This is a genomic window from Herbaspirillum frisingense (assembly GCF_047325095.1).
In the GTDB taxonomy this organism is placed as follows: Bacteria; Pseudomonadota; Gammaproteobacteria; order Burkholderiales; family Burkholderiaceae_D; genus Herbaspirillum; species Herbaspirillum frisingense.
Genome location: NZ_CP168558.1, coordinates 3,028,185 through 3,041,217, shown reverse-complemented (window position 1 = coordinate 3,041,217; position 13,033 = coordinate 3,028,185). Strand labels below are relative to the sequence as shown.

The window sequence follows — 13,033 nt, the reverse complement described above, 5'->3', positions numbered from 1 at the left end:
CGCCGTTCTGCGTTCAGCGAAGCAGATTACTTGTTGACCAGCTTGGCCGGCAGGGTCAGCGTCAACAGACCGCCGATCACCAGCGATGCCGCCAGCACGTACATGCCGGCATTGGTGCTCTGGGTGGTGTCCTTGAGCCAGCCCACCAGGAAGGGGCTGACGAAACCGGCCAGGTTGCCCAGCGAATTGATCAGCGCAATCCCGGCAGCCGCTGCGGTCCCCGACAGGAAGGCCGTCGGCAGGCTCCAGAACAGCGGCAGCGTGGTCAGGATGCCGACGCTGGCCAGCGTCAGCGAGGCCATCGCCAGGGTGGTGTTGTGGTCATAGACGGTGGACAGCAGCAGGCCGATGCATCCCAGGAAGGCCGGAATGGCCACGTGCCAGCGACGCTCGCGACGGGCGTCGGCGCTGCGGGCGATCAACACCATCGCGGCGGCGGCGAAGGCATAGGGAATGGCCGTGAGCAGGCCCACATTGAGCGGATCGGTCACGCCGGTGGTCTTGATGATGGTCGGCAGCCAGAAGCTCACGCCGTACAGCCCCATGACGAAGCAGAAGTAGATCAGCGCGCCCAGCCAGACCCGGCCATTGGAGAACATGGCGCCCAGGGAAAGGTGTTCCTTCTGGCTTTCTTCATGGCTGATGTTGGTTTCCAGCAGGTGCTTTTCTTCCTCGTTGAGCCAGTCGGCATCGCGGATCCGATCCTTCATGTACAGGATCACCAGCACCCCCAGGATCAGCGAAGGAACCGCCTCCAGCAGGAACATCCACTGCCAGCCGGTATGGCCCCATACCCCCGGCATGGCATGCATGATCCAGCCCGAGAGCGGGCCACCGATCACGCCCGAGAGCGCGATGCCGGTCATGAACAGCGCGGTGATCTTGCCGCGTCGCGCTGCCGGGTACCAGTAGGTCAGATACAGGATCACGCCCGGGAAGAAGCCGGCCTCGGCCACCCCCAGCAGGAAACGCATGATGTAGAACATCTGCGGCGTGGTCACGTAGGCCATGGCGCCGGAGATGATGCCCCAGGTGATCATGATGCGGGCGATCCACAGGCGCGCCCCGACCTTGTGCAGGATCATGTTGCTGGGGACTTCGAAGACGAAATAGCCCAGGAAGAAGATGCCCGCGCCCAGGCCGTAGACGGTATCGCTGAACTTCAGGTCCTGCAGCATCTGCAGCTTGGCGAAGCCGACGTTGACCCGGTCCAGGTAGGAGGCCACGTAGCACAGGAACAGCAGGGGCAACAGGCGCCAGGTGACCTTGGCGTAGGTGGCGTCTTCAAAGGATGCGCGTGCGCCGTTGGCAGCCGCGCCTGCTTGATAAGTCATGTCTCGCTCCAGTAGATTTTTTGACGTTATGTTGTTTTACGTCGCCGACCCTTCTGTGTGGCCGGCTGACGGTGCCCAGCATTGTAGTGGCGGGGGCAGGATTGTCAAAGCAATATCGCCCCGCGCACATGAAGGTGTTTACACGCAGCGCCCGCCATCGACCTCGATGCACACGCCGGTGACGAACTGGGCTTCGTCCGAACCCAGGTAGAGGCAGGCGTTGGCGATGTCCTCGGGGGTCGAGAAGCGACCCATGGGGATGGTGGCGACGAACTTCTTGCGGTTTTCCGGGGTGTCGGGCACGCCCATGAACTCGGCCAGCAGGCCGGTGGCCGAGATCACCGGATTCACGCAGTTCACGCGGATCTTGTCGGGACCCAGTTCGGCCGCCATCGACTTGCTGGTGGTGATGACCGCGCCCTTGCTCCCGTTGTACCAGGTCAGGCCAGGACGCGGACGCACGCCGGCGGTGGAGGCGATGTTGACGAAGGCGCCGCCGCCGACCTGGCGGAAGTAGGGCACGAAGGTCTTGGCCGAGAGGAAGATACTCTTCACATTGACGGCATAGACACGGTCGAATTCTTCCTCTTCCACTTCCAGCATGGGGCGGTTGCGGTGGGTGGTGCCGGCATTGTTGACGACGATGTCGAGCTTGCCGAACTGTTCCAGGGCGGTGGCCAGCAACTGGTCCATGTCGGCCCGCTTGGACACGTCGGCGCGGGCGAACACCGCCTTGCCGCCGGCGCGCTTGATCTCCTCGACCACCCGCAGGCCACCGGCCTCGCCGATGTCGGCCACGACGATGGCCGCGCCTTCACGGGCGTAAGCCTTGGCGATCCCCTCGCCGAAACCCGAACCGCCACCGGTGACGATGGCTACCTTGTCTTGCAAACGCATGGTGTGTCTCCTGGCAATGAATGATTAGAAATGATTAGAAATGCTTAGGCATTTTCATGATTGGGTAGAACCTGATTGCGATGCGCTCACCGTTCGTCCTGAGTAGCGGCGTAGCCGCGTATCGAAGGCGTAATGACGGTGTGCCTTCGATACGGCCCTGAAAGGGCCTACTCAGGACGAACGGTAGTCGCGTCATACAAATGGGCTCCAGGTTGCATCGATTCGATATCAACCGTGGCGGATGGCGATGGTCTTGAGGACCGTGAAGCCATAGAGCGCCTCGAAGCCTTTTTCACGCCCGTGGCCGCTGGCCTTGACGCCGCCGAAGGGCAGTTCCACGCCGCCACCGGCGCCATAGTTGTTGATGAACACCTGGCCGCTGCGGATGGCCCGCGCCAGGCGCATCTGGCGCCCGCCATCGCAGGTCCAGACGCTGGCCACCAGCCCATAGTCGGTGCCGTTGGCCAGGGCGATGGCCTCGGCCTCATCCTCGAAGGGCATGGCCGCCAGCACCGGGCCGAACACCTCTTCCTGCGCCAGCCGATGACGCGCGGGCACATCGCGCAGCAGGGCCGGGGCCTGGTAGAAACCGCTGGCCGGCGCACCCGGGGCGACTTCGCCCTGCGCCACCAGCGGGATGCCGTCGCGCCGGGCATCGGCGAGGAAGCCCGCCACGCGCTCCTGCTGGGTCTTGCGGATCAGCGGGCCGCAATCCAGGTCCATCTGCGAAGAGCCGACGCGCAGTTGCGAGAACAGTCCCGACAGCCGTTCCAGCACCTGCTCATAGGCGCCGCGCTGCACCAGCAGGCGGCTGCCGGCGGAGCAGGTCTGGCCGGCGTTCTGCACGATGGCATTGACCACCACCGGCAGCATGGCCTCCATGTCGGCATCCTCGAAGACCACCTGCGGCGACTTGCCGCCCAGTTCCAGGGTGACCGGCGTATGGTGCTCGGCCGCGCCGCGCACCACCAGCTTGCCCACGTTGGGCGAGCCGGTGAAGGACACATGGTCCACGTCCGGATGCTTGACCAGCAGGTCGCCGGCCTCATGGCCGTAACCGGTCACGATATTGAGCGCACCCTCCGGGAAACCCACCTCGGCGGCCAGCTCGGCCACCCGCAGGATGGACAGGCAGGCATCTTCGGCTGGCTTGACCACGCAGGTATTGCCGGCCGCCAGGGCGCCGCCCACGCAGCGCCCGAAGATCTGCATCGGGTAGTTCCACGGCACGATATGGCCGGTCACCCCGTGCGGCTCGCGTAGGGTCAGTACCGTATAGCCAGCCTGGTAGGGAATGGTCTCGCCATGCAGCTTGTCGGCGGCACCGGCATAGAACTCGAAATAGCGCACGATGGCGGCCGCATCGGCGCGCGCCTGCTTCATCGGCTTGCCGCAATCGCGACCTTCCAGTTGCGCCAGTTCTTCCTGGTGATCCTGCAGCTTGTAGGCCAGTTTCATCATCAGGCGGCTGCGCTCGGCCGCCGACAGCTTGCCCCAGGCGCCCTCATAGGCGCGGCGAGCGGCGCCGACGGCGCGGTCGATGTCGGCGGCATTGCCGCGGGCGATGGCCTCGAAGGGCTGGCCGTCGGAAGGATCGATGACGGGGATGCTCTCGCCGGAGGCGGGGGCGACCCAGCGGTTGTCGATGAAGTGCTGTTTCATGGCGGTGCTGTCCTTGGGTGGTAAGCGCAAAGCGCAACTGGAGTGAAGCAGGTGGAGCAAGCTGAAGTAAAACGCAGCAGGCGGCATGGGCGAGGGCAGTCCCGGACGCACGGTCCGCGGGCTGGCCTGGAAGGGGCTGGTCTCCTGAGTCGTTTTGCTTTTTGTGGTGAGTCAATCTAAGCCAGGGCGAACAAGCTGTCAATTGAATTTACTACTTTGCTGACTGCCTGCATCGCCAGGGTGGCGGGAAGGGCGGCAAATCCGCTACCATGCGCAACGTCCATTTCAGTCTCCGGGAGTATCGATGCCCAACCCCAGCAAACCGGCGCGCCCCGCCGCGTCCAGCGAACTCCTGAGCCTGGCCGCCGCCGGCCTGGGTCCGGTGCGGCCGGAACGTTTTGCCGAGCGGGTCTATGAGACCTTGTTCCATGCCATCGTGGAAGGGCGCATCGCAGTGGGCAGCAAGCTGCCTTCCGAGAATGACCTGGCCACGCTGTTCGAGGTCTCGCGCCCGGTGGTGCGGCAGGCGCTGGACCGGCTGCGGGAGGACCAGCTGGTGGAATCCCTGCGGGGTTCCGGGACCTATGTGAAGGAAAAGGCCGGTCTGGCTCCGGCACGTCCGGACGGCGAACCCGAAACCCGCATCGGTCACATCATGAACGGCCTGGAACTGCGCCTGGTGCTGGAACCCGAATCGGCCTACATGGCGGCCCTGCGTCGCAACAAGCAGGACCTGGACCAGATGGAGCGCCTGCTGGAAGGCTTCGAAGAGGCCAACCGGGTCGGCGGCATCGCCCACCATTACGACTTCGGCTTCCATGAAGCGATCGCCATGGCCACCGGCAACCTGCGCTTCGTACAGGTGATGAAGACGCTGGAATACGATGTCAGCCACGCCGTGAACATGCTGCGCCACCTGATGCACATCCCGCCCTGGAAGCGCTCGCAGGACGCCATGGATGAACACCGCCAGATCTTCGAACTGATCCGGCTGCAGGATGCCGAAGGCGCCCGGCGTGCCATGCGGGGCCACATCGAGAATGCGCGCACCCGCATGTTCAATAGTCGTCCGGGCCTGTAAAACAATTTGACAACTCGCTGGACAGCAGGGAAAACCTTCGCATGGAATTACGCCAACTGCGCTACTTCGTGGCCATCGTCGATCACGGCTCGCTCTCGCGGGCGGCACGGGTGCTGCACATCGCCCAGCCGGCGCTGACCCAGCAGATCCGCCAGCTGGAAGACGAGATGGAAGCGCAACTGCTGCACCGCTCGGCCCAAGGTGTGATCGCCACCGATGCCGGCAAGGTCTTCTATGAGCACGCGCTGGCGATCCTCAAGCAGGTGCAGGACGCCAAGCAGGCCGTGGCGCAATCCACCGACAAACCCTCGGGCACCGTGGCACTGGGCATTCCGCAGAGCGTGTCCAATGCGCTGGCCTTGCCGCTGTTGAACGCGGTGCGCTCCACCTATCCGGAAATCACGCTGCAACTGACCGAGGAACTGACCGGCAACCTCATCACCCAGCTCAAGTCCGGCCGCATCAACCTGGCGGTGCTGTTCGATGATGGTCAGCTGTCCTCGTTCGCGGCCACGCCGATGATCGAGGAAGAGATGCTGTACATCACCCGCGCCAAGTCGCAGTACGGCGTGGCCGGGCGCAAGGGCGTGCCGCTGGCGCGCGCCATCCAGGTACCGCTGATCCTGCCCGGCCTGGCCCATGGCGTGCGCCCGCGCATCGAAAACCTGGTACGTGCCCAGGGCATGAGCCTGGACAATGTCATCGAGATCAATTCAGTGGCCATCCTGAAATCGGCCATCCTGGCCGATATCGGTGCCACCATCCTGCCGGTGGCGCCGCTGCTGGCCGACATCGAGCGCGGCGACATGGTGGCCCATGCGATCGCCGGCGAAACCATCTCGCGCACCCTGGTCTTATGCGCTTCCCGCAACATCCCCCTGACCACCGCAGCGGCGGCCGTGGAGCGACTGGTGCTGGACGTGACCGACCAGCTGTGTCGCTCCGGCCAATGGGGGCATACCCGCGTGCTGGAACGTGAATGAAGCCGAAATGACGCTGTAATGAAGGGTGCAGATATATTGCCAGCCCGGCAATAACGTTCACTTTTTATGTCATATTGCTGAAAATCACTATCATTCCGGCGGCTTCGGTTACACTGACGGCGTCCTGCCTGTGTCGTCTTTCCAGGCCGTCAGATGCCTGGCAGTAGCACCGGATGGGGTTCCGGAAGCTTGCCTGCAGGCCTGACCGGACACTCTCCCGTTCTGCAATCTTCACCCGTCCCGTGGACGGGCTTATCCGGATGAATCCATTCACCGCCAGCCTGGCGCTGGCCATCGTTCAGTTTTGCAGTGGCGTGATCATGACGGGCCTGTTCATCAGCACGCCCTCGGAGCGCTTCACCCGCCTGTGGGCGCTGTCCGGGGTGCTGGCGGCACTGGGCATCTGCACCACCGTCGTCGTCTATGCCAGCCTGACTGGCACACCACGTGCGCTGGGCCTGTTGCTGGGCAATACGCTTGTGTTTTCTTCCGGGATCGTGGCCTGGGGCGGCTTGCGCAGCTTCTACCAGCGCCGCTCGGCCTGGTGGCCGGGCCTGCTCATCGTGGTCTATGCCGCCGCCTTTGCGGCACTGCTGGCGTCCGAAGCCACGTTCACCCAGCGCGCCTACCTGGCCGTCTGCGGGCTGCAGGTGGTGTTCTGCCTGGTGCTGTGGGAATTCCTCCAGGGACTCTCCGGCGCCCTGGCCGAGCGTTATCCACGCTGGACCTTCGGTCGTTGCGTCGGTATCGGCGCCTTGCTCATCCTCAGCGCCAGCTACGTCAGTCGCTTCTTCATCTCGCTGCGCCATCCGGAACTGTTCGAACCGCCCGAGATGAGCAACCTGGGGGTAGCCCTGATCTACCTGATTCCCATCAGTGGCACCCTGTTGCTGTCGGTGGCGCTGATGATGATCTATTTCGAACGCCTGCTGGCCGACAAGCAGCGCCTGGCGACCGTGGATGAGCTGACCGGCACCCTGAACCGGCGCGAACTGGTGCGCTGTGGCGAACTGGTGCTGGATCAGGCGGTGCAGGCCAGACGGGTGCTGACCCTGGCCTTCATCGACGTCGACCACTTCAAACAGATCAACGATACCCATGGCCACCAGGTGGGCGACCGCGTGCTGGCCGACATCGGTGCACTATTGCGACAATGCTGTCGCCAGAACGGTCTGCTGGGCCGCTATGGTGGTGAAGAGTTCTGCGCGGTCTTCCCCGGCCTGGCCGAGGTGCAGGCACGACAGATCGCCCAGCACCTGCTGGAGACGGTGCGCCAGCATGACTTCGGCCATGGCCAGCCGGTCACTATCAGCGTCGGCCTGGCCGTGCTCACACCGGGCCAGATGCTTGGGTGGGATGCCCTGGTGCACCAGGCCGACCTGGCCCTGTACCGGGCCAAGAGCGAAGGGCGCAATGCCTTCCGCATGGCGCTGGCGGCCTGAGTCAGCTAATCCATCAGAAGAAATCACGGCTGCGCGGCTGCAGTTCCCCGAGCAGGTGGGTCCAGTCCTCCAGGCGTCCGGCCACCAGATGGCGCACTTCTCCCTGGCATTGCCAGCTTCCGTACACCCCCAGCAGGCGCGCATTGAGCACTTCGCTGCGCTGTCGTTCCAGCACCGCCGGCCAGATGATGACGTTGGCCGAACCGGTCTCGTCTTCGATCGTCATGAAGATCACCCCCTTGGCCGTACCCGGCCGCTGGCGCACCGTGACGATGCCGCAGCAGCAGGCGAACTGGCGGTTCTGCAGCGCGTTCAGATCGGCCACGCTCATGAAGCGGCGGCGCTGCAGGGTCGGTCGCAGCAGGGCCAGTGGGTGGCGGCGCAGGGTCAGGTTCATGGCGCGGTAGTCGTCGATGATCTGCTCGCCTTCGCCGGGCGTCTCCAGTTGCACCGCATCGTCGCCGCGTGGCGCGCTGCGCAGCAGGTCACGGTCGGGTACCGCACCCACCGCATGCCACAGCGCCTGGCGCCGATGGCCGCCCAGTTCGCGCAGGGCATCGCCGGCCGCCAGCGCCTGCAGGGCATGGCGATCCAGGGCGGCGCGCCGGGCCAGGTCGTCGACATCGGCAAAGGGACGCTCGGCGCGCGCCTGCTCGATGCGCTGCGCCGCCTCGGCCGGCATGCCGCGCAGCAGGCTCATGCCCAGCCGCACGGCCGGACGCGCCGGCCCGGAGGCGGGCTCCAGGGGCAGCTCCAGTGTGGACTCCCAGGCGCTGCGCACGACATTGGCCGGCAACACCCGTACCCCGTGCCGGCGCGCATCCTGGATCAGTTGCGAGGGCGAATAGAAGCCCATGGGCTGGCTATTGAGCAGGCCGCACAGGAAAGCCTCCGGCTCGTGGCACTTGAGCCAGCTGCTGAAGTAGGTCAGCAGGGCAAAGCTGGCGGCGTGGCTTTCCGGGAAGCCGTATTCGCCGAAGCCCTCGATCTGGTTGAAGATGCTTTCGGCGAATTCGCGTGAATAGCCGTTGTCGGTCATCCCCAGTACCAGCCGCTCATGGTGTGGCCCCATGCCACCCTTGCGCTTCCAGGCCGCCATGGAGCGGCGCAGATCGTCAGCCTCGCTGGGTGAATAGCCTGCGGCCTCGATGGCCACGTCCATCACCTGTTCCTGGAAGATGGGGATACCCAGGGTGCGCTCCAGCACCTTCCTGATCTTGCCGCTCTTGCTGGTGTTGTCGGGATACTCGAAGCTGCCACCATTGCGCACCAGCTCACGCCGGCGCAGGTAGGGATGGACCATGCCGCCCTGGATCGGACCGGGCCGCACGATGGCCACCTGCACCACCAGGTCGTACTGGGTGCGTGGCTGCATGCGCGGCAGCATGCTCATCTGGGCCCGGCTCTCGATCTGGAACACACCGATGGTATCGGCCTTGCAGATCATCTCGAAGGTGACCGGATCTTCACGCGGGATATCGTACATCTGCATCACCTGCGGCAAGCCGCGCCGCAGGCTCACCAGCTCCAGCGACCGACGCAGGGCGGTGAGCATGCCCAGCGCGAGGACATCCACCTTGAGCAACCGGAGCGACTCCAGGTCGTCCTTGTCCCATTCGATGACGGAACGGTCTGGCATGGCGGCGTTCTGGATCGGCACCAGCCGCGACAATTGCCCGCGTGCGATCACGAAGCCCCCGGTGTGCTGCGACAGGTGCCGGGGAAAGCGCAGCAGCTTGCCGGTGATGCTGGCCCACAGCCCGATCTGCGGCAGTTCCGGGTCCAGCCCGGCTTCGGCAAAGCGCGCCAGCAGTTCTTCGCGGCTGTCGAACCAGTGCTGCGACTTGGCCACCGTATCGACGATGGCCGGGTCCACCCCCAGCGCCTTGCCCACCTCGCGCAGCGCGCCACGCGGGCGATAGCTGTGGACGGCGGCGGCCAGGGCAGCGCGACGGCGGCCGTACTTGCGGTAGATGTGCTGGATCACTTCTTCACGGCGCTGGTGTTCGAAGTCGACGTCGATGTCGGGCGGCTCGTCGCGCTTTTCGCTGATGAAGCGGGCAAACAGCAGGCGCGTGGAGGTGGGATCGACCTCGGTCACCCCCAGGCAATAGCAGACCGCCGAATTGGCCGCCGAGCCCCGACCCTGGCACAGGATGCCGCGCGAACGGGCGAATTGCACCAGGTCGTAGACGGTCAGGAAATAGGCTTCATAGTGCTTGCTGCCGATGAGCGCCAGTTCCACTTCGATCTGTTGCCGTACCTCGCCGGGCAGCCCCTGCGGATAGCGTCTGGCGGCACCGGCCAGGGTTTCCTGGCGCAGGTAGTCGGCCGGGCTCATGCCCAGCGGCACCAGTTCGTCCGGGTACTCATAGCGCAGCTCGGCCAGGCTGAAGCGGCATTCGGCGGCGATGGCCAGGGTCTGCTCCAGGGTCTGCCGCGTGTGCACCAGCGACAGCCGCATTCTCGGTCGCAGATGTTGCTCGGCGTTGGGCGCCAGCGCGTGGCCGCATTCCTGCACCGGCTGGCCCAGGCGGATGGCGGTCACCACATCCTGCAGGTATTTGCGTGAGCGCTGGTGCATCTGCACGTCGCCCACCGCCACCAGTGGCAAGCCATGGCGCCGTGCTGCCTGCTCCAGCGCTTCGCGGTGCAGTTCGTCCAGGGGGCGATACAGGCGTGTGAGGCCAACCCAGGAGCGCCCGGGCGCCAGGCCGGCGAACCAGCGCAACTGGGCGTCCAGGGTGTCTTCACCGACCGCGTAATCCGGCACCAGGATCAACTGGCAATCGGGCAGGGCGCGCAGGTGCGACAAAGCCGGCGGCGGCTGGCTCAGGTCTTCCGGGGCCAGCAGGTACTGGCCCTTTTCGGCACGGGTGCGGGCCAGGGTGACCAGTTCGGAGAGATTGCCGTAACCCTCCCGGTTCCTGGCCAGCGCAACCAGGGTCAGGCGGGCCAGCGGATGTTCGGGGTCTTCCCGGAGTTGGGTAAAGCGGAAGCAACTGCCGATGATCAGCCTGAAATCCAGGCTCTGGTTCTTGCTGATCTGCTCCTGCCAGGCCGCATGGGCGCGCACCACCCCGGCCAGGGTGCATTCGTCGGTGATGGCCAGGGCGCGATAACCCAGGGCGATGGCCCGCTCCACCAGTTCCTGGGCATGCGAGGCGCCGTGCAGGAAACTGAAGTTGGTGCGGCAATACAGTTCGGCATAGTCGGGCAGGCCGCTGTCATTGCCAGTACCAGTACCGATGCCAGGGAGAGGGGCTTGCATGCGGTGCTCCTAGCCGAACAGTCCGTGCAGGAACCACTGCGGCTCTTCGTCGCTGGCCTCGCCGCCACGCCATTGCCGGAAAATCCAGTAATAGGCATGACGCGCATCGCGGGCGGTGAAGTAGTCGCGGGTCAGCGGGCGGCCTTCCCACCAGCCGGCTTCAATGCGTTCCGGCGGCGAGGTGAATTCCAGTGGTGTGCGGTAGAACGGCTTGTGCTGCTGCATGCGGAGGGGCAAGGGCTCTTCCAGCAGCCATAGCGGGCGCGGTGGCAGGCGCGCCGGATCGGTCGCCAGCGGTGCCGGCAATGTGGTCGCCGGCTGCATGACGCTGCACCAACGATTGGCGATCTCGGGCCGATGATCGGCCCGAGGCGCGGCCTGGCGAACCTTGTCCGCGCCCAGCCGGGCCACCAGCAGTTCCAGCAGGCGCTGGTGATCTTCCGGGCTGCCGCCAGGTTCGGGGAAGAGCAGTTCGCTGGCGGCCTGCATGGCTTGCAGTTCCTCGGCCGCCAGTCCCAGGGCGATGGCCGGTGCCGGCAGGCTGGAGCGGGCCAGCTTTTCCTTGACCAGGGTATGCAGGTGGTCTTCCTGCCAGGCCGGCACCGACAGGGTGATCCGCAATTCGGTCGGCACCACGGCCTGACGACCGCGTTCGTGCTCCAGCCACAGGTGTAACTGCTTGATGCTCAACTGGCGCGCCGCCAGCCAGCCGGCCAGTTGTACCAGCAGCCCCTGGGCATAGGCGGCCAGGATGTCGGTGTGCTCGATGCGGTCGGGCAGCTCCACGCGGGCCTTGAAGACCGGCGGCGCCACCACCCATTCATGCAGTTCCGGCAGGTCGCCATAGGCACGGTCCAGCATGTCCAGTAGCGCCCGGCCGCAGCGCCGTTGCAGGCCGGGGCGCGGCAGCCGCCGCAACTGGCCCAGCTGGCGGCAGCCCAGGCCGTGCAGCCATTCGAGGTGGGCCTGGGCGGCACTGAGCAAGACCACCGGCAAGCGATCCAGGCGTCGTTGCAGGGAGCGGCTGCGCAGGGTACGCACATTGCCGTAGCGCGCCAGCATCCAGGCCCCGGTCGCGGTGACGCCAGAAGACAGGGTGGCCGACACCCCGATTCGGGCGATGGTGACGCCGATCTTGCGGCACAGCGCCCGCATGCCGCCGAACAGGCGCAGGCTGGCGCTCACGTCCAGCAGCACACAGGCGTCCGGGGCCAGTGTGACCTGGGGCGTGTATTGCAACAGGGCCAGCGCCGTCTGTTCCAGCAGACCCTGTTCGCGCAGCGGGTCACGCTCCTGCAGCAGCGCCTGTGGCGCCAGCAGTTGCACGCCGCCGCGCCGCATGCCTTCCTGCACGCCCAGCGCGCGCGCAGGCGCCGACAGCGCGGTGACGCGCTCGCGCTCGAAGACCACCGCCGGGGCTTCATCCAGCCAGTTCGGACGGAATGCTTCCAGCGGCAGCAGTGGCAGGTGTACGGCGATCCACAGTGGGGACATGGCGTTGCAGATTCGGTGAAGGCGTCAGGGGAAGAAACAGGCTTTGTTCGCGCAGCGGCCCGCGCCGCTTGAGAAAACCGATCTCCAGCCCGTCCCGCGCAGCCTGCAGCGTCAGCCGCAAGGGCGCGGGCGAGGGCTCGCGCGCGCAGGACCAGGGACGCAGCATGAAAAACAGGGTTTGCCCGGTCTGCGCCGCCACATGCAGCCGGCGCAGCAGATCGTGCTCACCCTTGCGCAGCCTGGGTTGCCACATCAGCAGCGCGTGACAGCTATCGGCGCGCAGGACCTGTTCGGCGGCCCAGCAGGCATCGATCGCGTTATCGGCCTGCAGATGCAGCAGCCGGGCCGCCTGCACACCCAGATGCACCCAGCCGGGGGCATTGACCTGGTGCGGTGCCTGCAGCAGGGCGATGCGTTCGGCCCGGGTGATCCGGGCGGCTCTTTGGGCGCTGGCTGGCGCTCGCGCCAGCAGTGGGCGCAGCAGGCGCAATTCGCCAATGCCATCCTGGGGCAGCAGCAATTCGATCAGTGCCCCGGTCGGCCAGCCGCGTCCCGGCAACTCGGCATCAAGCGCCTCGAAACCGCTGGACACCCCGTGCCCACCCCCACGCGCCAGCTGGGACGCCAGCCAGAGCGAAGGATGGATGTTTTCCGGACGATGCACCGGGGACGATGGAGGCAACATGGTGGAGCAGACGTACTGGTGAAGATGAAGATAACTGTATAAATATACAGTAATTGTTTTGTAGTGTGACAAAAACTGCGGATGAGCGGGCAAAACACTGAAGCTCTTGTTGAGGAGGGCGACCTGGTCGAGTTCGGGGGCGAAGAGGGGGCATCGGTGCATTGCGATTCTGGAAAATGCTTTT

General features: G+C 65.5%; 9 protein-coding genes. 3 read left to right on the top strand and 6 right to left on the bottom strand.

The window, feature by feature from the left end:
- Nucleotides 1-26: 26 nt before the first annotated feature.
- From ACEOAC_RS14005 to ACEOAC_RS13995, 3 genes are all read right to left on the bottom strand, one after another.
- On the bottom strand, nucleotides 27-1,334 hold the full coding sequence (locus ACEOAC_RS14005; protein ID WP_413445494.1) for an MFS transporter: 1,308 nt from the start codon (nucleotides 1,332-1,334) through the stop codon (nucleotides 27-29).
- Nucleotides 1,335-1,472: 138 nt separating this feature from the next.
- Nucleotides 1,473-2,231 (bottom strand): SDR family oxidoreductase, encoded by a 759-nt coding sequence (locus tag ACEOAC_RS14000; RefSeq protein ID WP_102662579.1) that lies wholly within the window; start codon nucleotides 2,229-2,231, stop codon nucleotides 1,473-1,475.
- 228 nt (nucleotides 2,232-2,459) lie between these two features.
- A complete protein-coding gene (locus tag ACEOAC_RS13995; RefSeq protein ID WP_413628412.1) occupies nucleotides 2,460-3,893 on the bottom strand; it encodes an aldehyde dehydrogenase family protein in 1,434 nt (477 codons plus the stop codon).
- A 304-nt stretch (nucleotides 3,894-4,197) separates the two neighbouring features.
- Between ACEOAC_RS13995 and ACEOAC_RS13990 the strand changes: the two genes are divergently transcribed.
- From ACEOAC_RS13990 to ACEOAC_RS13980, 3 genes are all read left to right on the top strand, one after another.
- Nucleotides 4,198-4,974 carry a FadR/GntR family transcriptional regulator gene (locus ACEOAC_RS13990; protein WP_077237178.1) on the top strand — a complete coding sequence of 259 codons (777 nt, stop codon included), beginning with the start codon at nucleotides 4,198-4,200 and terminating at the stop codon, nucleotides 4,972-4,974.
- Between the two features lie 41 nt (nucleotides 4,975-5,015).
- Entirely contained in the window at nucleotides 5,016-5,957 is a 942-nt protein-coding gene (locus tag ACEOAC_RS13985) for a LysR substrate-binding domain-containing protein (protein WP_413445490.1), read from the top strand.
- Between the two features lie 260 nt (nucleotides 5,958-6,217).
- Nucleotides 6,218-7,399, top strand: a complete 1,182-nt coding sequence (locus tag ACEOAC_RS13980; protein ID WP_413445491.1) for a diguanylate cyclase — start codon at nucleotides 6,218-6,220, stop codon at nucleotides 7,397-7,399.
- Between the two features lie 13 nt (nucleotides 7,400-7,412).
- Here the strand turns inward: ACEOAC_RS13980 and ACEOAC_RS13975 are convergent, their stop codons facing one another.
- The 3 genes from ACEOAC_RS13975 to imuA are packed head-to-tail and all read right to left on the bottom strand — an operon-like array spanning nucleotide 7,413 to nucleotide 12,849.
- Nucleotides 7,413-10,670, bottom strand: a complete 3,258-nt coding sequence (locus ACEOAC_RS13975) for an error-prone DNA polymerase (RefSeq protein ID WP_413628411.1) — start codon at nucleotides 10,668-10,670, stop codon at nucleotides 7,413-7,415.
- A gap of 9 nt (nucleotides 10,671-10,679) precedes the next feature.
- Nucleotides 10,680-12,164, bottom strand: coding sequence for a Y-family DNA polymerase (locus tag ACEOAC_RS13970; protein WP_413628410.1), 1,485 nt, complete (start codon nucleotides 12,162-12,164; stop codon nucleotides 10,680-10,682).
- Nucleotides 12,091-12,849, bottom strand: a complete 759-nt coding sequence (imuA, locus tag ACEOAC_RS13965; RefSeq protein ID WP_413628913.1) for a translesion DNA synthesis-associated protein ImuA — start codon at nucleotides 12,847-12,849, stop codon at nucleotides 12,091-12,093. The genes ACEOAC_RS13970 and imuA overlap by 74 nt, the downstream gene beginning before the upstream one ends.
- Between the last annotated feature and the right edge of the window lie 184 nt (nucleotides 12,850-13,033).

Coding starts and splice junctions, on each gene's coding strand:
- ACEOAC_RS14005 (WP_413445494.1), bottom strand. CDS start 1,334: ATGACTTATCAAGCAGGCGCGGCTGCCAACGGCGCACGCGCATCCTTT.
- ACEOAC_RS14000 (WP_102662579.1), bottom strand. CDS start 2,231: ATGCGTTTGCAAGACAAGGTAGCCATCGTCACCGGTGGCGGTTCGGGT.
- ACEOAC_RS13995 (WP_413628412.1), bottom strand. CDS start 3,893: ATGAAACAGCACTTCATCGACAACCGCTGGGTCGCCCCCGCCTCCGGC.
- ACEOAC_RS13990 (WP_077237178.1), top strand. CDS start 4,198: ATGCCCAACCCCAGCAAACCGGCGCGCCCCGCCGCGTCCAGCGAACTC.
- ACEOAC_RS13985 (WP_413445490.1), top strand. CDS start 5,016: ATGGAATTACGCCAACTGCGCTACTTCGTGGCCATCGTCGATCACGGC.
- ACEOAC_RS13980 (WP_413445491.1), top strand. CDS start 6,218: ATGAATCCATTCACCGCCAGCCTGGCGCTGGCCATCGTTCAGTTTTGC.
- ACEOAC_RS13975 (WP_413628411.1), bottom strand. CDS start 10,670: ATGCAAGCCCCTCTCCCTGGCATCGGTACTGGTACTGGCAATGACAGC.
- ACEOAC_RS13970 (WP_413628410.1), bottom strand. CDS start 12,164: ATGTCCCCACTGTGGATCGCCGTACACCTGCCACTGCTGCCGCTGGAA.
- imuA (WP_413628913.1), bottom strand. CDS start 12,849: ATGTTGCCTCCATCGTCCCCGGTGCATCGTCCGGAAAACATCCATCCT.